This is a genomic window from Segetibacter aerophilus (genome assembly GCF_007991655.1).
Lineage (GTDB): Bacteria > Bacteroidota > Bacteroidia > Chitinophagales > Chitinophagaceae > Segetibacter > Segetibacter aerophilus.
This window is the reverse complement of the sequence record NZ_BJYT01000008.1, coordinates 161731-187946: the sequence shown is the minus strand read 5'-3', so window position 1 is coordinate 187946 and position 26216 is coordinate 161731. Positions and strand designations below refer to the sequence as shown.

The window sequence follows — 26216 nt, the reverse complement described above, 5'->3', positions numbered from 1 at the left end:
AACAATGTCGAAAGATGTTTTGAAGCCGGTGACAAACATTAGATAAACTTGTGCATCACGAATGTTTTCACATGTTCCTCCTTTGTAGTCCACCCGAAGTTTGCGTAAGCTTTGATTGCCCTTTGGTTGTCCTTTTTTACAGACAATACCATTTCTTTTTGATGGAAGTCTTTTGTGCGGTTTTCAAACTCTGTCATTAGCTGTTGCGCTAAGCCGTTGCCGCGAAAATCGGGATGAACACCGATGACCACAAGCCCTACGTACTGACGGAAAGGTTTGGTAGCAGAAACAGGCTTGAAAGGTTTCGCTTTGCCCGTAATTCTTCGCTTAATATTCATCCAGAGAAAAGGATAGTTTTGAGCCACTTCAGGATGAAACAATAAAAACGGGTTTTTGAGAATTCCCTTAATTGCCTCTGAAAAAGCAAATTGAAGCATCCCGCTGCTGCTGCCGTCGCCCGGTTTTATGGGCATAAACCCTCCGCAGTAACCAACCACTTTTTCGTCTTTTATACAATGGAAAAGAAATCGATTGGGATTGACCAAAAACCATTCTAACGTTTTTTCAACATAAGATCTACCTAATCTAGTGGCAAGCGAATTTTTGAAACAAGCCATATGACAGGTAGCCAGGTCAGGCAAATTCCTGGTCTGAGTATTCTCTATTGTAAACATGTTTTTTCGGCTGATAGATTAAGGTAGGAGTTGCGACTACCAGCATAATTACCAAAGGTTGTATCGCGATTTTCAAACCGTTGTGAATGATGATCAAACAGAACAAGGCAAAAAAGTAGATGGCATATTGCTTCTGAAGCCGTTGCCGTTTCAATATTTCAAAAAGTAAAAACAGGTAGAATCCCCAGTAGAAAAATATTCCGATTACTCCGTGTTCGGCAGCCGCGCGAACGTATTCGTTGTGCGCGCCGGACTCTTCAGAATATAATTTTTCCCTAACAATGGTAGTATTAAAATTCCCTGTTCCTACGCCAAAAATCATGTGATCAGCAAAAATGGTAAAGCCAATATTAATTAGTACGTCGCGGTTACTTGTACCCTCCTGCTCGTAACGTGCAACAATTTTTCCCCCCGTTTGATTTACGACGTAGAAATAGATGAAAGCTGCAATAGGTATAAAAATGAGAACCCGCGCATAGCTCGCAAGCTTATCGCGGTTGTAGAAAAAGAAAAGGCAGACCACTGCACCCAGGAAATACAATCCTCCGCGCGAAAACGTAAGCACCATTACAGTTGCGACAACGGCCAATACAACTATATTAATCGTACGGTTCTTTAAATCCTGCGGATTCATAATTGACAGGAAAAACAGGATACATCCGAAGCCCAGATAGCCGCTGAGCTGTACCGGCGCCAGTCCATTACTTGACTCAGAATTAGAGTACAAACCGTAATTTATCTTACCGGTTATATGCGCCACAAACACAATTCCTGCAAGTACAACGCATGCTACTTTTGCGTTGTCTAAAAGCTTATTAATTAAGGCAGGCTTCAATACATTGTAAGAAGCCCAAACTACTGTTGCCAATAAAGCAAATGATTGCGTTAGAATTTGTCTGCCGATCGCGGCTTTATCAGGATAAACATTATTGGCAATTTCAACAAAACTGAATATTGCCAGGAAGATCCACGCATTAGAATGCGGTTTCTTCAACCTGGGTATGGTAAAAAATAATATTGCGAAGCAGATGATATATAAGTATTGCATAGCCAGGTAAGGAAACCACCTCGCAAAGCCTCGTACATATACTTCGTTATATACAGCATAAGGAAGCCAGATAAAAAAGCCGGTTATATTGCCCTTTAAACAATGGAGTACACAAACGATAGCGAGGATAACCTGGAGACCTACAACAACAGGAACAGGCAATAATTTTAAACCTATGATTACACCCAGGGCAAAAGCGACGATGTACTTTGCAATGAGGCTTTCGGTGTTGATTATATATTTAAGATTTGCCAAAATAGTCTGTTACAGTTTCATAATATTCTTTCGCCCATTGTTCCAACGTTTGCTCTTTGGCAAAGGCGCGCCCCTTCCTGATCGTCTGCGGTAATTGCTCAATTCTACTCTTAATTTTTACAAGCGTATCCGCCAGGTTTTTTTCATCAGATGCATCGAACAGAAAACCGCGCTCTTCATTTCCAGTCATGAAACTGGCCATACTGATATTATTAATCACCGGTATCGCTCCATGAAAAAAACCTTCCATCGGAACTTTTCCAAACCCTTCTGAAAAGGGTGCCTGCACAACAAAATCATGTTGCCGGTAAAGTTCTCTTAGTGCCAGGCTATTTTGTTTACCTACCAAACTTACTTCTTGTTGAAGCCCTAGTTCTTTCACCAGGCTTTCCAGTTCCAATCGCATCGGCCCATCTCCGACGATGGTAAGCGAAAATAAAACGCCTTTGATTTTTAGCAACGCGCAAGATCTTATAATTCCTGCCTGGTTTTTATAGCTGATTAGCGTTCCTACAGTTATCAGCTTAAAAACCTTCAAACCTTCTTTTTCTATTCGTGCTATTCTTTTTTCAACCTGCAATGTTTCTTCTTCCCATTCCGCAGCACTGTACGATGGACTAAAACCGGCACGAATTCTATCACCGCTTTTTATTTGATTCGAATACACCCACACCGGTCCTTTAAAATATTTGTTGAGCAACCACCTTTGAAAACGATAAGTGGAAGGTTCTGATGGGTAGGCATTCCAAGTTCCCGTGTACGTTGCAAAAAGATTTTTCCTTTTTAAGTTGAAATAGAAAAAAGCCGGGATATTCAAATTATTAGGAAAACGCTGGTAAACGACATCGCTGAACTTGTCTATTTTTTTATAGGCCTGCCACCACTTTCTAATTGTGGCCGCCAATCGAAGCTTGGCTTTAATCGTATTGCCCCCAACTGCAGGCACAGAAATAAATTGAATGTTTTGGCTGGAATAAGTTGATATAACCTTCGATGTATTGTAGGTTTCAAACGGACAACAGATCATCGTATTACTATAAAACAAAGAGAGCGCCTGCAATTGCCGAAGCAAAATATGGTTCTCTGTTCCGATCCTTCCGTCGGGGGTTTTATAGTGTATACAATCTGAAATAATCCCAAGTTTCATTTAAATGTCATGCGTTGAATGCTTCGACATATTTCTTAACGATAATCTTCCAATCATGTTGCCTCGCCCAATTTTTTGCATTTTCAGAAAACCTTTGATAATCCTTCAAAATAGTAGACACTGCATCGGCCACTTCTTTTGGTTTGTATTGATCTACCAGTAATCCTGTCTCACCATGCTTGATCGCGTCGGCTATTCCACAATCTTTGCTTCCGATAGCGGGAACTCCAAAAGCATTAGCTTCCAGAACGGCAATACCGAATCCTTCAAAATCTCCGTCTGCCGTATGGTTACTTAGCATTAGTTTGATAGTAGCTCCCTTTAATTTCTGCAGTAATTCAACACGACTAACTGCCCCGTAAAACTCGATGGCATCTTGAACTCCCAACTTCTTCGACTTTGTTTCGATCGTTTCCTTTTTTGTTGGCTTTCCTACAATGTGGTAACGGGCAGAGGGATTGCTGCCTAATATTTGAGGCAAAGCGGCAATTACATTTTCCTGCCCTTTCCTGTCAGTAACATTTCCAATGGTGATCAAAGCAGGATTACCGGGAAGGCCTGGAACAGTTTGCATTTCAAATTCGGCTTCGTTTATCCCGTTGTGAATAACAGATTGTAAAATGTGCGAGGGCAGCGACGCCGGCAAAAATTGTCTCGTATAATTCGAGACCGAAATAATTTTATTGAACCTGCCAAGGGAATAAGAAGTAAGCTTTTTTGCAGCTTTCGCTTTCAGGTCGAGTTCGGTTCCATGTACAACGGCTATGAATTCTTTCTTTGGATACCTGGCTTTTAAAAGTGCCGCTGTCCACAAAGAAAACTTACCCGAACAAATTACTTTCTCTGATTTTGCTGCCAGTGAAAACGCTCTTGCAATGCGCTCAAAATAAGTCTGTGCAACAAATCCTTGTCTACTGACCCAATGTATTGTAAACGTTTCTTTGGCGGCGAAATCCGCAAGATCTTTATCAGGAACATTAATTATGTCAGCCAGCACTTCTACTTGAAAGCCTTCCTCACTTAGCGCTTTAGCAAGATTGTAAGCATGATTTCCAATCCCTCCAACATTAGGTGGAAACTCGGAACTGATGATTAAAAAGCTCGCCCCGCTAGAGGGAGCTATGGAAGAATTATTGCAGGGCATTACAGATTTTTTTTTGTTCCAACCGCAGGAATTCTATTTATCATTGTTGCGACGCTCCGTTTATCTGTAATATTTCTAATGAGCTTTTTTATGCTTTGCTCATTACCAATTTTAAAATATCTCCGATTAAGCTTCAAACCTCTACTGATTCTGGTACCCGCTCCGCTAGTAATTGTATACCGTTATCTTTCTGCAACATTTTATTTGCAATACTTCTAGCCCTTAAAAACTGTATCAGTAAAAGCGGTGATTTAATCACGGTCAGTGCGATACTTAATGCGAGCATCTTATTGCTGCCTTTATTTCGATAAGAAACATTTGAAAGCATGATCCCCAGAAGAATGACGCTATTATACAATTGCTTCGGGTAGTATTTTTTATATAAAAAAACAACGCTGGGAATAGGTTTAGCAGCAAACCACTTTTTAGGTCTGAACCCGTCCCAACTTCCCATTTCCCGCAAACCGCCGTCAGAAACTTTTAAATGAACCCGGGCAGCATACGGATTAGAGATAGAACGGTAGCCATTCAAATAAGCTCTTGTTCCAAACTCGCCATCTCCCATTCGCTGTTTGTTGTATTGTTCGTCAAACAAACCAATGGTTGAAAAAAGTTTTCTTTTAACCATCGCATTTCCGCTGTCGAACTGGTCGGCCCAGCGGAAGTAGCTATAATTAGCAGGTATTTTCATTCCAACTTTGGCTAATGAAACTCCTGCCGAAATATCACAATCAAAATAATCAAGACATTTTAAATGTTGGGTTATCCAATCTTTTTCCACCCGTGAGTCATCGTCAAAAAATAAGAGGTAGTCGGCAGTAGTAGCTTTTACTGCATTATTTCGGGCAGTCCATAGAAGCCGCTCCTTTTGATGGATTACGTTCAATCTTAAATTAAACGTTTTATAAAATTCCTCGTTAAAAGGTGTAGACTGGTCGACAATGATTACTTCAAAATTTTGATAGTCCTGTTTTTCGAGATCTTCAAGCACGTCTTTTAAATAGACATACCGGTTAAGTGTTGGAATAATTACTGCGATCAGAGGCGCCGATGTAATTAGCTGAGACTGGTAACTATGGAAACCTGAACGATCTATAGTATTTGTATGAGAGTTGACCTTTTTCTTAGCGGATGCTTTTGAGTACGCAGAGAGCTCGCTTAAAGGATTGTGAAATGACACGATCCTTCGCAACAAAGCAAATAGCGCCCATGGCTTTCCCCAATATTTATAGATAAAGGTGTACTCATCTTTTAGTGACGGATTAGGCATTTCCCCAATGTGCTTTTTGGCTTCTGCATCGCACCAGGTTAACGATCCTTTGTTCCAAGCCTGGTAGCCGAGGTCAGCATATTTTGCTGTAAGGGTTTCAAAGGAGCTGTCTATTTCTACGTTGATTTCTTTTTGTAACGGAAGATAGTCGGGATGGTAGTAGCAGGATGAAAACGAAATATCCTTCGAAGGCTTAAGGTTAAAGAGCCATCCGGGTTGAGTATATTTTATAAAGGAAAACTGCACTAATAGTAGTTTATGAAAGCCTATTCTTAAAACGAACTATTCTACGTTGAATTATTGATTATGTTAAAATTGCCGCGGAAACATTCAAAGTACAAGAGTGCGACGCAACGAATGATGAATAGAAACCTGTGGTTGGGTTCATAGAAATTATTAGCATTTAGTCATAAGCACTCATCACCTTAACGTCGTGAAGTTTGATAGCCCTTCTTGATGCAACTACAATTGGCAGCGCAAATGCGATGGCCACCAATATCAATCCTTCAGTTGGTGCACGATGTCTTGAACTTCCGACCTCAGCAGCAATAGAAACAAAATAGTTACTGAAAATAATGATGGCAGCTAGTACAAACGGGTGTAGCCAGGCATCGTCAATTTTTCTTCGAAAGAGCCACGTACAGGCAAGTACCAATGCACTTAATATTAAAAACAGATAGACATAGAAGAATTGGATAATAGCATACAGCGCCTTTTTCAGTCCGCTGCCTTTCTCAACGACAGCATTAGGGAAAGTATAATCAACAAGGCTTCTACCAACTGCACTTAAATACTCAAGTGGGTGCGACTTAATTAAAGCTGTATTATTCTTCATCATATACTTTGAAGCGTCGACATAGTTCAAATGAAGTGTATCCTGTATCAACTGTGGCAGCGACCAAACGAACATACTACCCGTATGAGACGTTTTGGTCACCAAATTTTCGTTCCTTTCCCTGATCATTAAAGGCCTCATACTCGTGTCAGGCCATTGGTCTATAAACAGTGCAGTCTTAGTCGTAAGGTGCCACCCGGTTGCAGGAGTAATGCCAAAAAAATTAAATCGCTCCTTATTGAAAAGAGAAAAAATGAAAAGCGGTATTGCAAATGAAGCAAAAAATAGCACTGGTAAAACTTTCCGTTTTTCGGATAAAAGAAAGAAAATCGTTAATAGTAAGCCGGTCAATTGAAAGGACGGCCGGGTAAGGGTGAGCACGGCGGACAGCAAGCCCAGAAGCAAGAATTTGTACTTTCCTTTTAATAGAATATAAAGTGCGAAAATGATGTTAGCCAGGGCAAATGAAATCGCTTCGGTCATAACCTGGTAAACCATTTGAACAAGCAAAGGTGAGACAAGCAACAGCGTTATAATTACCAGCAGCCTTTTATCAATAGCTGATCTAATCATTGCAGCTACCAGCAAAAACACACTTACGAAATACAACAGGTATTGCGCAAAAAACAACGAAGTATTTAGGCGATTTACAGAACCTGTAACAATAAGGAGCAAAGGATATACAGGTACGCGAAAAGCAATTTGATGATACCCGCTTGAGATAATTTTTGCTGCTTCAACATAATCGTGTGTATCGCCCGCTGGCATTACCCGGATACCGTTGAAAACAGGATATAAAATGAAAGCAACAATAATTATAATGTAGCAATGAAGGTCGGTTGGTTTAAAGCGCATTCTCCGGGTCGTCTATTTAATTAAGTTGGCATACTGCGCTTCGAATTCATCGACCTGGCGGCTGATTGTAAATCTTTCCAGAATTGTTTTTCTAGCCTCAACACCCCACATTGCTAATTTTTCGGGATGATGAGCTAGCCACTTTATTTTTTCAGCTATTGAATCAACGTCATATACTTCACACAAGAGTCCATTTTCTCCATCGACAATAACTTCGTCCATACCACCACTTTTTGTAGACACGACCGGTAACTCCATACTCATTGCTTCAAGGCATACGTTGGCGATACCTTCATATACACTCGGCAGTAGAAAGACATCTGCCTTGTTATATAGTTCCAGGATCTCGTCACGGTTTTTCTTGCCTACCAGTTCAACCCAATCCTCGAGCTGTAAAGCGTGAATATGATACATCATCTCTTCCTTGAGCGGTCCATCGCCAACGATTTGCCAGTTGAACTTGACTCCTTCATTTTTCAATTTTCGCATGGCCATCAAACCAATTAAATAACCTTTTTGAAAAGTAAAACGGCCGATAGTAAATATTTGTAAACAGGAAACAGATGGAGCATAAGGGGTCGTTCTTTTGAAAACCAAGGGATCAATTGAAGGCCGATTAACAAAAATCTTCTGAGGTTCGTTGCAGTAAGGAGCAATGGTTGTGGCCATGTCTTGTGAAACACAATGGATCGCGTCGACCCTTGTAAACAGCTTATGTAATTGTGCTTTTCTATTCGGTTCTGAAATTGGCTTTACCTTTTCTGCAGTACCGCGACAACTTATCACAAGCTTTGCTGATAGATTATCAAGTGTATTTCCATATGCAACGCCCAAGCCCGAAAATTCTACATGAACAATATCAAAAGCATTTTTCCTCAATAACATCGTTTGTAGCTGCTGCTTAAACTTTGTTTTAAAGGCGGTCCCTGAAAGAGAAAAAGATTTTAGCACTAACGAAGGATGTGATAGAAAAGCTTTTGCTATACCTTTTTTTGTTTGTAGTCCGTTATAGGTAAGAACCTTAATTCCTGCTTTTTTAACCTGGTCTACGTGAGACGCATTTATGACGTTCGTGTCTTGGTTGCGGATGACAGTTATCTCATGGCCGCGTCGGGAAAGCTCAAGTGCTTTGGTAGTAATAAAAGTTTCGGTCAGAGCAGGAAACTCATTTGTAACGAGGCAAATTTTCATAGGTCTAAATTGCTTTCCTATGTTGATGATGCCAGTTAACAAGCGAATATAAAGACCATATCAACCAACCTAAATCCTGCTTTGATTCGTTGTGCTCGTTCAGTATTTTTTCGAGTTCTCTTCTTTCAAAGAGATGAGATAATTCTCCAGGCATGTTCATTATTTTATCTTCCACATCTTTCTTAAGTTCTTTTCTGAGCCAGTTTCCAATAGGTATTACAAACCCCTTTTTTGGCTGTAACACCAACTGCTCGTTTGACTTACTAATGAGCAATTGTTTGAGATTATATTTTCCCTGGCCGTTTTTAATGCAACTTTCAAAATTCATTGTCGAGCTGTAATCAATCATTTCATTGCTCAGTATTGGAACGCGTACTTCAAGGCTATGAAACATGCTGGCGCGATCGACCTTAAGAAGAATTCTTTGCAGGTGAATGTCGAACTCAAGCTTACGAAGCACATTCATGATGTTCTGTTCGGTTACATCCTGCGCTCCCTCCTCCTCATATAATTTCTTTAAAAAAAAAGCTTCTTCTATTTCATTATCAAACAACTCCGGAAGCCATTGCTCTGCGCCAGTTATAAACAGGGAGCGATAGTAATAAGCCGGAAAGTTCCTTACTTGCAGATGTCTTCTTCGAATAATTCTTTTTGCTCCTGTAACTTTTTCCCTTCCAAAACTTAAAACCCTTTCAAGTTTGTTTTGCCTAAATGCCATCCCCTCGCGGAGCATTCGCTGGTTTCTTGGATAACCCCAAAACAACTCATCTCCTCCATCGCCACTTAAAGCAACGATGACTTTTTGCCTGGCAAACTTTGATAACACTAAAGTTGGTATAGACGAAAAATCAGCAAAGGGTTCCGAGAAAGCTTTTGTATTATCTGCAATTGTTTCAAGCAGATCTTTTTCAGTTATGTGCTGGCAGAAATGTTGGGTATGGAAGATGTTTGCATACTCTTCAGCGGCCTTACTTTCATCTATTTTTTTATCATCTACCCCAATAGTAAACGATTGAATATTTGTGTGCTTATTTGCATAATAAGAAACCAAAGGGCTATCCACTCCACCAGACATAAAAGTTCCTACCGGCACGTCGCTCACCAACTGAGCCCTTACATTTTCTTCCAGAACTTGCTCAAGTGACTTTGCAGCTTTTCCTTTTTGCAGAAGTGAATAATTGAAGAACCTGTGCCTGGTAAATCCTGCACTGTTTACATGCAAGTAATAGCCGTGAGGCAAGAGGAAAGTAGAAGTAACCACACCGGAATTTTCAGGTACATACCCTAGAGACAGGTAGGCACCTACAGCGCCCGTATGTAACGGGTTTGACTTAATAGAATGATGATTGATGATGTGGTCATATTGAGAACTGTATACAAGTCCTTGTGACGAGTGCCCGACATACAGGGGTTTAATTCCACTACGGTCGCGTGCAAGAATAAGGCTATTGGCAACGACGTTATAAAATGCAAAGGCAAACAAGCCGTCAAACTGCTCCAACACATATTCCTCTCCCCAATGTATGAGCGCATATAGCAACACTTCGGTGTCCGTTGTAGAACGAAATGTCACCCCTTCATTTTGCAAACGTTTTCTATACTTGCCGACATCATACATCTCGCCGTTGAAAGAAAGTGCATATTTACCGCAAGCGGAAATCATGGGCTGGTTGCCGTTTTCGGATAAATCCAAAATGGATAATCGCACAAAGCCTGTTATATAATTTTCATTGTTTGTCCAGGTACCATTGGAATCAGGCCCACGATGATGCATGCTTTTTAGCGCCCATTCTATAAATGGGCGTTCGCCTTCAATACTATCGCGATAATTAAATATGCCTACAATTCCGCACACCTTAGTTGATACCTTTTTTTGTATTAAACGCAGATTTTATGAAATACTTGCATCTACATAACATTGTCTTAATCGAGCTGTAATAATATCCCACGTATAATTCTCCTTTACTTTCACAAAGCCCTTCTCTCCCATGCTTGTTCTTAATGCTTTATCGCTAATCAACTCTTTCAACTTTCCTGCAAGGCTGATTTCATTTCCCGCATCCATCAATAGCCCATCAACTCCATCGCTTATAACATCTTTCACAGCCCCGATAGAGGTGCCTATGACTGGCTTTTTACAACTCCAGGCTTCGAGAAACACAAGTCCGAAAGACTCATTGTGACTTGGTAAAACAAGTATATCAAGCGCATTAAATACAAGCGCTTTTTCTTCTATTGGAAAATTTACCTCGAACCTAATTCTCTCAGCAACTTCTCTTTTAAGATGCTCGCAGTACACTTTTAACTCTTCAACATATCCACTATTTGATCCTGCAATTAGTAAGTATGTACCCGGAAATTCTATGGCTATTTCTTCAAATGCTTTTATAAGAGTAATGACATTTTTTGTAGGCTCGACGCGACCAACATACGCAAGCAATAACCCATCTTCCGGAACGCCTAGTTTTAGCCGGTAAGCTCTTACCTCTTTTTCTAAAACGGACGTAAAAGGCTCCATATCTACACCTGTCCCCAGTACGAAGATCTTTTTGCCGATTACTCCAAGTTTTTCAAGTTGCTTTTTCTCGTAGGCAGTATTTGCGAGGTAGAGTTTAGAGGCATTCATAGAAGCTAATTGGGCAGGATAAAGGACGGTCTTACTTTCATCCTTTTCGAGGTGAATACTTCCATAATAGAAAAAATTACACTTGCGCCAAAGAGGAAGTTGCATGTAATAATAAGGACTGCTTGATGCACAAAAAGCATCTGCCTCTACCTGCATCAGGTACTTTTTCATTTGCCGAGAATACGGGCCATTTGATTGTAGCACCATCCGGCCCGGCTTTGCGATAGATAGCTTTGCAAAAACTTTATACATGAAACCATAAGGCTTTATATGTACCCTTTGGTATGGAAAACGAATAACTTTTACCCCATTGATAACTTCCTCTGAAGGCTCAATCTTTTTAAATATTTTACGTTCGGGACCGTAGTAGGAATTTGTTGTAACGACTGAAACATCGTCCCCATAATCCTTTACCAATCTTTCGGAAATATTTTTAAAAAAGGTTTGAACGCCACCAACTGAAGGATGATAAAGATGACTTATGTGAACAATTTTCATTGAAGGAATTGAATTAGATATTGTGCAACGCTTTGCTTTTAAACCGTTCAATTCCTAACTCATAAGCTGACCTGTATTTTGCAACAACTTTTTCCCAGGTATAGTTTTCGACTACTTTGTTATAGCCCTTTTCTCCTAAAGATTTTCTTGCCTCCGAATCATTGACTAACGATTGTATAACTGCTTTTAGATTTTCTGCATTTCCTGGTTCAAACAATAGACTATCTACACCATCGCTTAACAAAGATTGTATCGCGCCCATTCTTGAACCTACTACCGGTTTTTTGCAAGCCCAGGCTTCCAAAAAAACTACACCAAATGATTCGCTTTGAGATCCTAGTACGAAAATGTCTAGGGCGTTGAAAAGAACCTGCTTTAACTCTTCAACAAAATTTTCTACCAGTATGATTGGTAGCTTTTCTTCTTCTATTACCCTTTTTATTTCGGGTACGTATTCTGTCGTTCCACCGGCAAGTAAGAGTTTTACATTTGTGTTCTCTGCATACAGTTTACGAAACGCGTCAATCAATATTGCAACACCTTTGCCTTTTACCAACCTGCCGATAAAGCCTATTAAAACATCTGTTTCTTTAATTCCATTTCTTTGCCGGAATAATTCCGATTCTTCCAAATCTGTTCTAAAATCATTCAAATCAATACCTGTACCTATCGTAGCTATTTTGTCTTCTTCCACTCCATATCTAATCAATTCATCTCTTTCAAATAGAGTGTTTGCTATATAACAATCACAAGCTTTAGCTCTTTTTATTAAGGTAGAATTTGCAGGAAGCTCTTTGTGCAAATGAATGGCTCCGTACAAAACAAACGGCTTTGGCTTTGCAGTTTTAAATCGCCAAAAAGGATAATCAGCAAAACTGTAAATAATTGTGGTAGCCATGATAACGTCAGCATTGCTTTTTGCGATCATACTACTTATGGCAGGGCTATCCAGCTCCCATCTATACTTTGTAATCGTTTGAGGTAGTGGTTTGCCGGTTGCTTTTCCATGAACTTTGCCTGCTATTTCAATCAATGGATAATGCCAACGATTAAAGGGAAGCCGGTTCACTTCAACTTGCCCAACAGACTCAACAGCAGGTACCACTTTCTTAAAAAGTTTAGCTTCCGGATTATACAATGAGTTAGTCGTACAAACCTTCACCTCATCGCCGTAGTAAGAAACCAGCTTTTCTGAAAGATGTTTCATCGTGTACTGGGGACCGCCTACAGAAGGAAAATAATTTTGAGCTACATGAAGAATTTTCACGCTACAAAGAAATTTTTTATAGCAGAAACAGCACGCGATGTTGACCGACCGTCAGAGTAAGTAATAATCTCTTCGACGCATCTTGTACAATTGGTGGTATAAGCAGAAGGGTTGGCGATAAGGCGGTTAACCAAATCAATGAACTGGGTTTTGTTATATGCCAGATTTAGAACCTTGCTATTCATGATGGGAACATAATGTTCCTGAAAATACATGCGCCTGAACAACTTCTCATTTGAAGGGTTTACCTCGTCATAATACGGCCCTATCTGGGGCTTTTTAAACGCACTTCCATCGACGCACATTGTTGAGATAGTATTGATATGAATTTCTGTATGTTTTAGCGTTGACATCAGGTTCATAATGTCTTCTTTCAGCACATTTGCATGGTCTAATTTTTCAACACCATTCGGGGCGCTGTCGTAAAAAATGTAATTGCTCTCGCCTACATATTGTTTCCATCTTTCCACTTTATCAAGCGGATGACAACGAAAAAGAATTACATAGTCTTTCGATATCTCCCCATTTTCGAAAGCCTCTTTCAGCAATTTCAAATACTGCGGCTCATCCGGCAGCAATGCTACAGGTCCACCGCTAAATAAGATTACTTTTTTATCGGTTGGTAGCCCTTTCCGTTGCAGCCACTCCTGCCGATCCCAGGCAAATGAGGTATTGTAATGAAAGTCAAATTGAGGTGCACCTGCGATGGTAATCAGCTCGTCTTTTTGTAAGGTCGAGTAGATACGTTGCAGCTCGGCTTTATTGTATTTATTCCAAACGATGTATTTGTCGAAGACTACCGATTGCCACCCTCGCTTTGTAACATTATCAAAGCTGTGTATCGAAGCAATTACCGGAATTTTTTGTTGCTTAAAAAGTCGGGCTATCAAATCAACTTCATGCAGGAAAGGTGTAACGGTAAAGAGGCCATATATATTCAACAACTTGAGCCAGCTTTTATATTCAAGCAATACTTGCTCCTTCTGCATTAGAATTTCCTCCTGCTGAAGCAACTCTTTGATGTACCCGCTCTGCAACTTAAAGCGCCACTTATAATAAGTCTCGCTTAGCTGTTTTCTCAGCTTGACAGTCTGCTTATTCTTTCTGAATTGTTCCAGGTATTGCCGCTGGATATTTACACTAGGCGTCTTGAGTTTATGCTGCAGATACCACAGGTTTATTTTGTATCGCAAAGAAGCATATTCAGGAGAAACTTTATAAGGCGGAAAAAAAGTGACTTCATAACCCTTACTCTCTAATTCTTTTACAAGTTCTTCTTCCTTCCATATTAACGCCACTACAGGCTTACAGAACTCGCTCATACTGTCAAGCATGCCGGTACGAATGACATGGGTTATAGACCCCTGGCCAACAATAGGTACTAGTATTCTTTTCTTTAAATTTTCCATTTCAGTTCCGCCTGTTGTTTGTCGCATTACATTTCCTGTAAAGAGACCATTCGTTTAAATCTTTGTGATTCTGAAAGCATACTATCAAAGTCTCCATGAGCCAACACCTTGCCCTTATCTAGCAAGTAAATAATATCGGCGTTCTTTATTGTGGATAATCGATGTGCTATTATTAGTATGGTGAACTTGCCGTGCAGCTTATCTATGTTATCCTGTATTACCCTTTCTGTTTCAGAATCTAATGCAGATGTAGCTTCATCCAAGATCAGGATCTGCGCATCCTTGTATAATTCACGCGCAATAGATATTCTTTGCTTTTGTCCTCCTGAAACGAGCATTCCATTATCACCCAAAGGAGTTAATTCCTTCTGTGGCAAGCCGGTAATGAATGTGGTAAGCGAGGCAAGCTCAACGATGTTCCAGAACTTTTGAATATTCTTAGCAGTGGGTTCAGCCCAAAAAGTAATGTTATTAAAAATGTTGTCGTTGAAGATCACCGGCTCCTGCGAGATGTATCCCATCTGGTCGCGATAACTATTTAGGCTGATATTCTTTAAAGGATAATTATCTATCAAGACTTCACCGGTTGTCGGTTGTATAAGTCCTGATACAATGTTTGCAAGTGTCGTTTTACCGGAGCCACTTTCTCCAACCAGTGCGATCGTTTTATTCTTTGGTATTTCTACATCTATATTATTTAAAACCACTTGTGAGCCGTAAGCAAAAACAAGGTTTTTTATCCGGATGTGATTTGTAAAAGTCTGAAAAGGGGTAGACGCTTTTACTTCTTTCATCGTGTCCATTTCGTTTACAATAGAACTAACTGTTGTAATGCTGGCAGACACTTGTATAAATTGCTGCCAATCGTTTTGCAGGACCATTAAGAAATTAAGCGAACGATAAAACAATAAAAGGCTCAACAGTATAGAAGTAAGATTTCCCGATGAAAACCTTAGCTGGATTAGAATTACTGCCGCAACTACTATTATAATTAACGGCTCTTTTACGCTTGCAGTAATAGCATTGTATACTCCAATTTTTCTATTAAGATGTTCTGTATCATTAATAACAGCTTTTATCTTTTTAGAAAAAGTATGCAGGTAATTGGTGCTTTTTAAATATTTATAATTGTGGATAGCCTGCACCAGGAAGCTGTTGAAACTATTGCCTTTAAGAGATAGTTCGAATGCGATCTTTTTACAGGCTTTATAAATTTTACGATATACAAGATTTGATAGGCCGGCTCCCAAAGCAACCAGGATTGCAAATTGAAAATTGGCAAGAAACGCAAGCAGTATATAGGTGCTAAGCATCACAGTGTTTTGAGCTGCATTAAAATAGTAGCTCATACTTTGGAACAGCTTTGAAACTTCCCCGGTAAGTGTGTTGTGTATCCTTCCCGCATCGAGTTTTAGGAAACCTTTATAGCTCAAATCCTGTAAGCTATCGATCAATAAGTACCGGATTTTCTTCATGAATAAATGCCGTGTCTGAACCTGGAAGGTTAACTGCAAAAATTTGAAACTGCCTTTCAAAATAAAAAGAACAACGAGGATAGAAAGTACTGTTGTAATATTTAAAGTAAGCCCAAGGCTTTCTAAAAAGTCAGTGATATAATGAAGGCTACCAAGCGTCTCGTTACTTTTTGCAACGGTTCCACCGGCGGATTGAAGTAGAGGCATAAACATGGCAAGGCTGATGCCGTCAAGTAAGCTCACAGTGATACTTAAAGCAAGATTGATCAGCAGTCTTTTTCCTGTCAACCTGTAATAAAACTTAAAATATCCTATGAAACTGTTTTCAAACTTCATCCCTGCCTACAAATTTTTATAAACCTCTTACTTAGTAAACACTCATTGTATTTGCGAAAGTTTTTTGCTTACTCGTATCCCAAAAACTATCCTGTAGTATTATCTCCCTGAACAGCTCGTCGCTGTTGCCATCGCCGAAGAGGCTTATTGGCTCCAGTTCCAGCGTAAGGGCTTTCTTTATTCCTTGTATAATATCATTTTTACCATAACCCGTGTTAACAATATTGGCGTTTTTGGTTCTTCCATTTTGCCTTGTACCAACGTTTACCGTAGGAATACCATAGATAGGTGCTTCGCGAATTCCCGCACTTGAATTTCCTGCTATAAACAAGGCATTTTCTAACATGGAAAGAAATGCTTCAAAACGAACTGATGGAAATATGCGGAACCTTTCATTGCGTTCCAGCTTTCTTATTTGTGCTAAAATGAAATCTGAGCCACTATCATTATTAGGATAAATGACAATAAAATTGCAACCGGATTCATCGAGCGCCTTCACATATTCTTCCGCATACTTGTCCATGTTGTTGAACTCGGTTGTGACCGGATGAAACATGGAAATGGCATAGTGGTCAAAAGGCACCTCGTAATACGCCTTCACTTCCTTGATGGAAGGAAGCACCTCTTTCTTCATCGCGTCGATATCAGGAGAACCTATAACAAAAATACTTTCACTGATTTCTCCCATTTGCATCAACCTGGCTTTAGCTTCATCGTTGGCCACAAAATGGGTATGACTGAGTTTCGAGACAGCATGCCGGATTAATTCATCAATGGTTCCCGACAACTCGCCGCCTTCTATATGGGCTACCAAAATATTATTAAGTGCCCCAACCGTTGCACCGGCTAGTGCTTCTGTTCGATCTCCATGAACAACAATAAGATCCGGCTGAATAAGCCGGATGTAATTTGCAAATCCTTCAATCGTACGGGACAGAGTAATATCCATAGCCGATCCAGAATCATGATTGATGAACTTGTAAATGTTCTGGTAACCGCACTTCTCAATCTCACGCACCGTGTATCCAAACTTGTTATCCATGTGCATACCGGTCGCAAAAATGTGTATCTCAAACATCTCCGTACTTTGAACGATTTCGATCAAAGATTTGATTTTACCGAAATCGGCCCTGGTACCAGTAAGGAAAACAATTTTATTTTTCTTCATTCAGTATCCTTTTATTCTCCCATAGTTTTCCATGAGGGAAATAATTACAATCATACCTCGGCAGCGCTTGTGACCTGCCTACTAAATCCTTTTCTGAAATATCTCGCTCCTCCACGTTGAAAGAAAAAAGACAGCCCTCCTCTTTTAAAATATTTTCAGTTTCGTCTGTAAAAGAATGAAAACCTCCATACGGATAACAGAACGTTTTGTAAGGCAACTTTATGCAAATGTTTTCGAGGTAATCGAACGAGGTTTGTATTTCAGTTTTCTGTTCCGTAGGCGAAAGTTTGCTTAAAACCGGGTGAGTTCTGGTGTGGCTTCCCATCACCATCCCTAAGTCGTGCATCTTTTTAATTTCACCGATGCTTAGATAAAAAGAACCAAAGATGTTTTTATCACCACCAAAAAAATCTTCCATCAATTGGTCTAAAACCTGTTCTCTATATTTATAACCAATCAAATAATTCATCATTCGCTTTACCTGGTTGGTGTATTCATCGTTGTTTTGAAGCGAATAAGGGATGGTTTGAAATTCCTTTACGTGGGCATGAGAAAGCATTTCATTTTTGACCAGATCAAGCAGGGCGTGATAAATTTTTTCAGAGGGAAATTTCCCAAGAAGCAGGTGAAGCCTGTGAACTCCCAAAATTTTGTTGTTCTCATAAACACCTGTTGAAACATAGAAGATAGCAGATAAGCCGCGGTCTAATAATTCAGGCAAAACAAACTCGTAGTGATCTTTAACACCGTCATCAAAAGTGAGTACAACTCCATCAGCCGGTTTGCCTGTGATAACAGATTCTTTTAAAACACTGGGATGTAGAATACCAAAGTTTTTAGAGAGGTAATCCAATTGCTTTTTAAAATCATCCACATGCAGAAACTTAAATAAAGGGAACGCTTCATTTTCCTTTCTTACATAATGGTACATCACAGCCTTCATCAATTGGCAATTGCTTTATTAAGAACAATAGGAAACTCGCTATCATACTTGTCCTTGTTCGATATATATTCCTCCACCATTCCTCCTTTAAAATTTACGTATAGCTGATCAACTGCTTCCTCGGTAAAATCTTTCTTCTTATATAATTTTTTAAAACCATTATAGTTGGAAATTGTCGGCTTTTCCAAACCGTCAAATTTTAAAATGATGTCTGCAAAAACTTCTGTCATGTCTTTTATTAAGCGATTGCCAATCGTTGAGGGAGTATCGAAAAAATTATAAGAAGCCCTTGTCTGGTGAATTATTTCTCCAGTATCAATACCTGCATCGATATACATAAAGGTGGCGCCAACACAAGCGGGATTGCGATCTACAAGCGGCCAGAAGTTAGTTGCCGCACCACGGTAGTAAGGAGACAAACCGAGATGAACATTTAATATTCTTCCTTCAAAATGCGACAACAGTAGATCTTTTAAAAGGGAAGCTCCATAAACAATTACCAGATCAGGATTAAGTGCCTTTATTTGTTCAAAGTAAAGAGGATCGTTGATCTCGCCCCTCTTGATCACTATCGGGTTTGAAACATCCCGGGCAGTATTTACAAATAACTCAAAAAAGTCTTTTTCACTTTGTTCTCGTGCTAATAGATGCTGTTGCCTTTTGGTTGTTGAAACCTGTGCTGCACCTTTTTCAACCAGGTTCTCTTCCGACTCACACAATGAGCTTAGCACTTGTATCTCGCTGTTTAACGCAATTTTTTTTCTAAAGAATTGGTGCCTTAATTCGTTGCCCGTTAGAATTACAATCTTCTTCAATCTCCTCTACTATTTATTAAAATGATTTTCAAGAGCTTAGAATTTTCCACGACAAGGGATAGACGTCCTTGTAATTGTAGGGAGCCTGATTGTACCACTTCTCCGGGGCGATAACTGTTTTGCCTGGATTGTTGTTTAAGTAAGCGGCCCACCAGCTGAATGTACTGTTAGCAATGATATTGTGTTTGCAAATCGTCATCAGGTAAAAATCCTCAAAGGCTGTTTTTGTGATTTCATTACTCACAAAAGTGATTGGATATTTTGTTGTCAAGTTTTCCTTTGCCCAAGCTATGTCATCTGAAAAAACATAATAATGAGAAGAAGGATTTTTACTTGTCATTTCCTCAATAGCACTCAGATAAAATGTAATCGGAATCACGCCATGAAGTGAAGCGTTCTTGCTCGTGGTAAAGTCGCTTCGTCTTATATGAATGCTTACGCTGTTGTTCGCACGAATTTCCTGCTCGATATTCCGGAGGTGGTTTACAAGTTCAGGCCTTACTGTAAAGTCTCGTCTTACCTGGTGATCAAATTTCTCGAAATACCGCCAGCTCATCCAGTACCCAATCAGAAATACGTCATCAGGAGCTTGAAAGAAATTTGGGTTGAAATAATATTGTGGTTCTATAAAAGTTCTCTTTTTATGAGCCGGAGAAACAAGTTCAGAACACTCAAGAACTTTTCGTTTTACACCACTCATTTCATACGGCAAATGATAAAAAAAAATCTTGTTGTTAGGAAAGAATTTATTCCACGCGCTTTTCACAGGTTGTGATATTCTATACTTTGCTGCTTCCTCTTTGGTGACTTTTTCAGTTTGAATTGAGAACAAAGAGTCCAATTCAAATTTGCGAAGATGATAACCCTCATAGCTGGAAACATCCAATTTAAAAGGAACATTTTTGTGGAGTGAAAGGGCTTTTCCCGCTGCATACTGGAACATTTGGTTTCCAAGGCCCATTGATATTTTTGAGATGACCATCGTGCAGGCTAAATTGAATTAATGAATGTCTTCGTAATTCACCTGCATGTCAAACGCTAGATCCTTAGCGGCAGTTTTTCCTAAAACATTTTCATATTCTTCAGCGATGATGCCGCCTTTTCCCGGCCGCTTTACCCAAATGTTCTCTTTGGTAAATACTTCTCCTTTTGCGACCGGTTTAATTGTGCAAACCGTTGCGAATGCAAAATCAATAGTTACCTGCTCTTCCTTGGCAGGCCCTTTTTGGCCGCCACGTTGTTGGGCTATAACTTTAGCACCTTCTATTAATTCAGTACAAGCTTTTACATCCATAGAGCAAATAATATCAGGACCGGGACGATCCATTCTATCAGTAAAATGTCTTTCTAAAATGGAAGCACCTAAAGCCACGGCGCCAAAGCAAGCATGGTTGGTAAGTGTATGGTCGCTCAAGCCCACTACAGCATCCGGGAAAGCGTTTTGAACTTCGACCATTGCCCCTAATCTAACGAGGTGATTTGGGGTTGGATATAAATTGGTAGTATGTAGCAATGCATAAGGAATGTTTTGCTTCTTAAAAATTGCCACTGCTTTCGAAACACTTTCAATAGTATTCATTCCGGTGCTCAGGATGACAGGCTTGCCGAACGAAGCAATATGCTCAAGCAAAGGATAGTTGTTGCATTCACCAGACCCGATCTTATAAGCAGGAACATTCCATTTATGTAACCTGTCTGCAGCCGCACGGCTAAAAGGTGTACTTATGAAAATCATCCCCTGACTTTCTACATAGTTTTTTAACTGCAGTTCGTCTTCTTCGTTCAGGGAACACCGACGCATAATCTCGTAAATGCTTACATCAGCATTGCCAGGGATTGTATTTTTTGCAGCACTGCTCATCTCATCTTCTACAATGTGAGTTTGGTGCTTTACTACTTCTACACCGGCAGCCTTGGCAGCATCGACGATTTCTTTGGCCACGGTAAGAGAGCCTTCGTGATTTATTCCAATCTCAGCAATAACCAAAGGCGGAAAATCTATTCCAATCTTTCGCCCGGCTATTTCGATGTAATTATTCATGCTATTAATACTGCTCTGTTGTTTTAATGTTTTATCGACTGTTTCTCACATTTTATAAAATATCCCGTCGGCCTCATACAACTTGCCGGTCTCCTGGTTATGGAAGCCGTTCTTTAAAGCGCACAAGTGAAAGCTTCTTTCTTTGAGATAATCAATCACATCATTGAATAAAAATTCGCCTTTGTACAACTCTTCAAAAGCCATTTCGAACTGGACACCAGTGACAGATTGCAATGACTCCTGTGCACCATCCAATACCTTTTTTTCAAATCCCTGCACGTCAAGTTTTAGATAAATGTTATTGTAGCCTTTTGTTATTTCGGCGAATAAACTGTCAAGTGTTTTAACGGTCACTTGTTGCTCGCTGACGTAGTTCATTCCACTCTTGACGCCATAGTCAAAAGACTTCACCTCGAGTAGCGAGCTGCTTTGAGAGTTTTCTGAGACGTTGATAATGGTCGTCTCTTCTTTATCTCCCAAAGCAAGTTGATGACAACTCCATAAAGGATCTTTTGAAGCTTTTATTTGCAGTTTTTCAAAAACACCGTTTAAAGGTTCAAAGGAAATAATAGCACCTTTATAACCAATTGTTCGAAGGTATGAAGCATATTGACCTTCATTTGCGCCAATGTCTAAAACGAGGTCAATCTTTTTTAGCTTGAGAAGGTCAACAATTTTTTTATGTTCTCCTGTCGGATAATCAACAATCCTTTTACCCTGTTTCCTCAGTATGTTTTTAGCTGTTTGAGAATGAAGAACTCTTTTAAGAATGGGCTCAAGAATGGGAAGGTTCATAGGGTGTTTTAAACTGCTGCTATATGCAGACTGCTATTCGAATTTCATGGCTTGCCTGCGTGGCGATGCCGGAAGATATAATTGTACAAGTGAGTGACACAACAATGCTTATTAAAGATCAAAAGCCGGTACCAGAAAATTGAAAAATACTACTACAACGAGAGCGGGTATGTACCTGTTAGTTTGAAAAAGAATACCCGGGTGCAGAACCTTGTATACGACGCCCTCTTGGAACCATTACCAACGTTTTGCTGGTGGTTAAGTTATAAGAAAAAGGTGCAACTGCAATGAAAAGAAGCATGAGTTTAAAAATGTAATAGAACCTTTCTTCGTAAGAGGGAAATAATAAGAACCTCACCGACATTGCAAGCAGAATGCCTGTAAAAAGTGTCTTTAAGTCTTTGCGTACAGATAGCCTCGAATACAATAGCACTAAGACAAGCGCGAATAATAAATTGAAATCTGTTCTCATTAATGTGGCACTTTTTCTAACAAGGGAAGCATAGACTGAAGGTTTAAAAATGAAGTCTTTGAACCAGGTTAAGTGATTGCCGAAAAAGTAAGGAACGACAATAACTATAATGCTAAGAACAGCTAGTGCTGATACTCCTTTTATTATAGAACGGATGTTTATATTATTCATTCTGTAATAATATAAGATGAATGGTAAGAACGTCAGGTTGTCAATTCGCGTGAATACGGCGAGCGCCAGAAGCAGGTAAGAAACACCTAACTTGCCGCTGAAGAACAGGTTTAGAAATAGGATAAAGACAAGTAACGAGGACATTGCATCAGGCGTAGAAATGACAGCTAGTTCATTGGTGAAACCAAGCAATAGAACAACGGTACTAAGAAAAAAAGGAATGATACCGCCAGTAAACAGCTTTTGGATGGCTAAATAAAAAGCAATCAACAATCCGCCTGCACAAATCAGGGAAGGAAGAACTGTGGCAAAAGCTAAGTTAATTCCTACGCTATAAAATGCTTTTATCACAAAGACGTATAAAGGTTTTAGACGGAAGAACCTCAGGTAATCATAAAACAAAGCGTAGTCATTGTAGCGTTCCACCCGCCCCTTATTTAATGCAGTTAACTCAACAAAGTTTTTTGCGGGTACGCTTTCCTTTGTTATCGCATAGACCGATTGATGAACCTGTTTTGCATCGAGACCGTTCAATTGCAAAACAACTCCCATGTAAGGCAACATGTCGGAGTTATACAACGGACGCTTGCTGAGATGCACCATGTAAACAACGACAACGGCTACAAAAAGAACGAAAAAAAACAAATTTTTAGCACCTGAACTTTTCGACAGTAACTGATCTTTGAGCCTGGCTGTAGCTAACATTATTAGGGGATAAAGTGAAAACCTAATAACGAAAAAACCGGCTCTTTTATTACCAGGCCGTCCAGCCGCCGTCGATTACGAGATTGTGGCCAACAACATGACTACTCGCATCGCTTGCAAGAAAAACAATTCCGCCACGTAGTTCTGTTTTATCGCTCATTCGCCCTATCGGGTTGAGCTGTTTGAAACGCTCGAGGAACAACCCTTCGTGGCCATTAAAAATTCCACCAGGAGTTAAAGAATTTACCCTAACACCTTTTTCTGCCCAAAGTGTAGCAAGGTATTTTGTGAGGGCAACAACACCATGTTTGCTTACGCTATAAGCAACAGGTTGAGAGATGCCCGTACCGGGATAAATTTTATGATTAGGACTAACGACGCCGTATAATGAGGCAATGTTTATGATGGATCCTTTGCCATTTTCGAGCAAATGTTTGCCAACCACCTGGCATCCTAAAAACGAACCGGTGAGGTTGACGTTCATGATGGCATTCCAATCTTCCAAAGGAAAGTTTTCAAAGGAAGCATCAAAGTTGGCGGATTTGCTTTGGTTGGTGAACCCGGCATTATTAACTAAAATGTCAACTTTCCCAAATTCATCTAAGACTTCCTTTAGTAGTGTTTCCCAGCTTTCTTTTTTCGTGACGTCGCAAAATTTTGCGCTTGCAATTACTCCATCTTTTGCAAGTGCTTCAACAGCCAGCGTGCATTTTTCTTGGTTGAAATCGGCGAGTATGACTTTGGCACCGTGCGCATGTAAAGCGATGGCATGTTCGGAAGCAAGAAGTCCCGCGCCCCCTGTTATGATTGTAACTCTTCCTGATAAGTCAAATAAATTCAGTTCGTTCATTTATAGTGATCCATTAAAAACTCCACAATTTTAAAGTCAATCTCTGTATCTATATCCACCGCTCTTTCACGAGGGATCTCGTAAATTTTACACCTGGCTTTACTCCAATGCTCGTACTCATACAAGGCACTTTTTTTAACAACATAAGCAGCCGGAGTTAAGCTATAAACCTTGGGAGCATCTTGTCTTCTTACAATTGGCCGGTCGCCTTTTTTTACAATCTGTGCATACCCGTTGTCATCAACTTCCATCATGTTGAAGTAGGGATTGCGTTCCGGTTCGTACCCGGTTATAACAACGTCTGCTGTTGTATCGCTTAAGGCAAGTTCAATTGCCCCATCTATATCTTCTGCTATTTTCAGAGGTACCGTGACATCAAGATCTACCAGGTAATCCACTGATTTACCTGAAAGTTTTTCGTAGGTTTCCACTGCGTGAATAAATACGGGCCACTTAGAAGCTGTATCAGTTGCCAGGTCAGCAGGACGCATAAAAGGAACTGCTGCACCATATTGTTTGGCGATGGAAGCAATGCTTTCATCGTCAGTTGAAATAATAAGGTTATTTATGTGCAAACTACCGCTGGCTGCTTCGATTGTATAAGCGATGAGGGGTTTGTCTTTCAGCAGTCTTATATTTTTTCCCGGTACGCCTTTCGATCCTCCGCGACAACAGATAGTAGCTAGTATCATCAGCTGGCTGAAGGATTGAATGTGTTAAGCGTTACAAATCGGGCTTTTTCAGAGGAGCGTTTTGCTGCAAGCACAAGTTTCAAACTTTCAATTCCTTGCTGCAAACTGGTTAATCGTGCGTCTTTCTTATTTTCTAAAAAAGCCTTCATTATTTGTATAAACCTACCGTTCCTTTCAAATCCTTTGTATTCGAATTCTTCTTCCTGCTTGTCTTTATTTATCCAACTTACCTTGTTCTCGGCAAGGTTGCAGGTTATAGCGCCATTGAAGCCAGTGATCGTACAATTTCTAACCAGCTTTTTTTGAAGGTAATCAAGATGCAAAGTTCCTGTAGCCCCATTGTCAAACTTTAGTAGCACGTCGCATACATCTTCAGTTTCAATTTGCAAAGCACCAGTGTTGGAGTATTGGGATGCAACAGTTTCCACTGGCCCTAACAGCCATAGGAGATAGTCAAACTCATGTACTAAATCAAGCATAACTCCGCCACCCGTTTCCTTCTTAGCACTCATCCCTTTTGTATAATCTTCAGCTGGCCGCCAATCTGGTAAGAACTGGCCCACAAAAGCGTTGACAGAAACTACTTTACCAATAACATTTTCTGCAAGCAGTTCGTGAACCTTTTGCATTCCCGGATCGAAATGAAGATCGTAACCAACCACAATATTACTTTCGTAAGAAGCGGCTAAGGCAAGTAGATCCTCTATTCCATTATAAGAATGACTTACGGGCTTTTCGAGATATATGTTCGGGATTTTCGCGTGTAGCAAGATGCTGGCTGAGGCGAGGTGAAGCGATGTGGGAGTGCAAATGATGGCAGTATCGAAAACCGAAGACGATAGAGCATCTTGTAGTGAAGAGTAAACCCTGAGAAAATCAAACTCGGCAGGGAGTGTGGCAGAACGGCTGACAACAGATATCTGGTTGTATCCAAGGGTCAGAAGATTGCGTAGATGTCTACGACCTATAGAACCAAGGCCAATGAGAAGGATTTTCAATAAGATGGATTAATACAAAAATTAAAAAAGCGGCGACAAGTACTCGATCGGAAACTCGACGATCATGACCTGGTCTAAGCTTTCAAGCTTTACAAATACTTTTTTCTTTCCGCCTTTTAAGACCGTGCCGGTGGTATCCATAAAGACACCATGATTTACTTTAATTCTTGTATTCTCGTCTAGGGAGTTAAGCGACTGGACAGAAACTGAGGCATCTTTTTCTGAAAGATATTTTTTGATGATGTCAATTTCCTCGTCTCTTATTACTGCCGGTTTACCCACATAGTAAACAAAGTTTAAAACCCCGTCGGTCATCAACACCGGGGTTTTCTCTTTCTCGTCAATGTTGACAAAGACATAAGAGGTAAACAATGGCTCTTCTATAATTTTCTTTCTGTCGCTCCATTGTTTTTCAACTTTTCTAAGGGGACACCAGCACACAATCCCTTTTTGTTCTAAAACCCGGCTAACCTTTTTTTCCCATCTTGGTTTGGTATAAATAGCAAACCACTTCTTATCGTTTTCCATATTTAACT

Annotated in this window: 23 protein-coding genes; all 23 read right to left on the bottom strand. The window is 40.0% G+C overall.

Annotation, left to right across the window (positions count from 1 at the left end):
* Positions 1-38 precede the first annotated feature (38 nt).
* The gene (locus SAE01_RS12280) at positions 39-674 is read right to left on the bottom strand and encodes a GNAT family N-acetyltransferase (RefSeq protein ID WP_147204059.1); all 636 of its coding nucleotides are present in this window, start codon (positions 672-674) and stop codon (positions 39-41) included.
* On the bottom strand, positions 634-1977 hold the full coding sequence (locus SAE01_RS12275; protein ID WP_147204058.1) for an O-antigen ligase family protein: 1344 nt from the start codon (positions 1975-1977) through the stop codon (positions 634-636). The genes SAE01_RS12280 and SAE01_RS12275 overlap by 41 nt, the downstream gene beginning before the upstream one ends.
* Positions 1964-3124, bottom strand: coding sequence for a glycosyltransferase (locus SAE01_RS12270; RefSeq protein ID WP_147204057.1), 1161 nt, complete (start codon positions 3122-3124; stop codon positions 1964-1966). The genes SAE01_RS12275 and SAE01_RS12270 overlap by 14 nt, the downstream gene beginning before the upstream one ends.
* Before the next feature lie 7 nt (positions 3125-3131).
* Positions 3132-4268 carry a glycosyltransferase family 4 protein gene (locus SAE01_RS12265; RefSeq protein ID WP_147204056.1) on the bottom strand — a complete coding sequence of 379 codons (1137 nt, stop codon included), beginning with the start codon at positions 4266-4268 and terminating at the stop codon, positions 3132-3134.
* A 133-nt stretch (positions 4269-4401) separates the two neighbouring features.
* Positions 4402-5784, bottom strand: a complete 1383-nt coding sequence (locus SAE01_RS12260) for a glycosyltransferase family 2 protein (RefSeq protein ID WP_147204055.1) — start codon at positions 5782-5784, stop codon at positions 4402-4404.
* Between the two features lie 157 nt (positions 5785-5941).
* Positions 5942-7228 carry a hypothetical protein gene (locus SAE01_RS12255; RefSeq protein WP_147204054.1) on the bottom strand — a complete coding sequence of 429 codons (1287 nt, stop codon included), beginning with the start codon at positions 7226-7228 and terminating at the stop codon, positions 5942-5944.
* A 12-nt stretch (positions 7229-7240) separates the two neighbouring features.
* Complete coding sequence (locus SAE01_RS12250) at positions 7241-8419, bottom strand: glycosyltransferase family 4 protein (protein WP_147204053.1); 1179 nt, start codon at positions 8417-8419, stop codon at positions 7241-7243.
* A gap of 4 nt (positions 8420-8423) precedes the next feature.
* A complete protein-coding gene (asnB, locus tag SAE01_RS12245) occupies positions 8424-10274 on the bottom strand; it encodes an asparagine synthase (glutamine-hydrolyzing) (RefSeq protein WP_170234152.1) in 1851 nt (616 codons plus the stop codon).
* A gap of 36 nt (positions 10275-10310) precedes the next feature.
* Positions 10311-11543 (bottom strand): glycosyltransferase family 4 protein, encoded by a 1233-nt coding sequence (locus tag SAE01_RS12240; RefSeq protein WP_147204051.1) that lies wholly within the window; start codon positions 11541-11543, stop codon positions 10311-10313.
* 13 nt (positions 11544-11556) lie between these two features.
* A complete protein-coding gene (locus tag SAE01_RS12235; protein ID WP_147204050.1) occupies positions 11557-12810 on the bottom strand; it encodes a glycosyltransferase family 4 protein in 1254 nt (417 codons plus the stop codon).
* Complete coding sequence (locus tag SAE01_RS12230) at positions 12807-14246, bottom strand: CDP-glycerol glycerophosphotransferase family protein (RefSeq protein WP_147204049.1); 1440 nt, start codon at positions 14244-14246, stop codon at positions 12807-12809. The genes SAE01_RS12235 and SAE01_RS12230 overlap by 4 nt, the downstream gene beginning before the upstream one ends.
* Entirely contained in the window at positions 14246-16030 is a 1785-nt protein-coding gene (locus SAE01_RS12225) for an ABC transporter ATP-binding protein (RefSeq protein WP_147204048.1), read from the bottom strand. Before SAE01_RS12225 ends, SAE01_RS12230 begins: the two co-directional genes overlap by 1 nt.
* Before the next feature lie 31 nt (positions 16031-16061).
* The gene (neuC, locus tag SAE01_RS12220) at positions 16062-17198 is read right to left on the bottom strand and encodes a UDP-N-acetylglucosamine 2-epimerase (protein ID WP_147204047.1); all 1137 of its coding nucleotides are present in this window, start codon (positions 17196-17198) and stop codon (positions 16062-16064) included.
* Positions 17185-18141: a polysaccharide deacetylase family protein gene (locus SAE01_RS12215; protein WP_147204046.1), complete on the bottom strand. Its 957-nt coding sequence runs from the start codon at positions 18139-18141 to the stop codon at positions 17185-17187. Before SAE01_RS12215 ends, neuC begins: the two co-directional genes overlap by 14 nt.
* Positions 18141-18956, bottom strand: a complete 816-nt coding sequence (locus SAE01_RS12210; protein ID WP_147204045.1) for a formyltransferase family protein — start codon at positions 18954-18956, stop codon at positions 18141-18143. Before SAE01_RS12210 ends, SAE01_RS12215 begins: the two co-directional genes overlap by 1 nt.
* Before the next feature lie 28 nt (positions 18957-18984).
* Positions 18985-19917, bottom strand: coding sequence for an alpha-1,2-fucosyltransferase (locus SAE01_RS12205; protein WP_170234151.1), 933 nt, complete (start codon positions 19915-19917; stop codon positions 18985-18987).
* 39 nt (positions 19918-19956) lie between these two features.
* Positions 19957-20997, bottom strand: a complete 1041-nt coding sequence (locus tag SAE01_RS12200; protein WP_147204043.1) for an N-acetylneuraminate synthase family protein — start codon at positions 20995-20997, stop codon at positions 19957-19959.
* A gap of 45 nt (positions 20998-21042) precedes the next feature.
* Positions 21043-21792 carry an FkbM family methyltransferase gene (locus tag SAE01_RS12195; RefSeq protein WP_147204042.1) on the bottom strand — a complete coding sequence of 250 codons (750 nt, stop codon included), beginning with the start codon at positions 21790-21792 and terminating at the stop codon, positions 21043-21045.
* A 178-nt stretch (positions 21793-21970) separates the two neighbouring features.
* Positions 21971-23140 (bottom strand): glycosyltransferase family protein, encoded by a 1170-nt coding sequence (locus SAE01_RS12190; RefSeq protein WP_147204041.1) that lies wholly within the window; start codon positions 23138-23140, stop codon positions 21971-21973.
* A 49-nt stretch (positions 23141-23189) separates the two neighbouring features.
* Entirely contained in the window at positions 23190-23990 is an 801-nt protein-coding gene (locus SAE01_RS12185) for an SDR family oxidoreductase (protein ID WP_147204040.1), read from the bottom strand.
* Entirely contained in the window at positions 23987-24682 is a 696-nt protein-coding gene (locus SAE01_RS12180) for an acylneuraminate cytidylyltransferase family protein (protein WP_218029144.1), read from the bottom strand. The genes SAE01_RS12185 and SAE01_RS12180 overlap by 4 nt, the downstream gene beginning before the upstream one ends.
* On the bottom strand, positions 24682-25680 hold the full coding sequence (locus SAE01_RS12175; protein WP_147204038.1) for a Gfo/Idh/MocA family protein: 999 nt from the start codon (positions 25678-25680) through the stop codon (positions 24682-24684). Before SAE01_RS12175 ends, SAE01_RS12180 begins: the two co-directional genes overlap by 1 nt.
* Before the next feature lie 21 nt (positions 25681-25701).
* Positions 25702-26208 carry a UpxY family transcription antiterminator gene (locus SAE01_RS12170; protein ID WP_147204037.1) on the bottom strand — a complete coding sequence of 169 codons (507 nt, stop codon included), beginning with the start codon at positions 26206-26208 and terminating at the stop codon, positions 25702-25704.
* Positions 26209-26216: the final 8 nt, after the last annotated feature.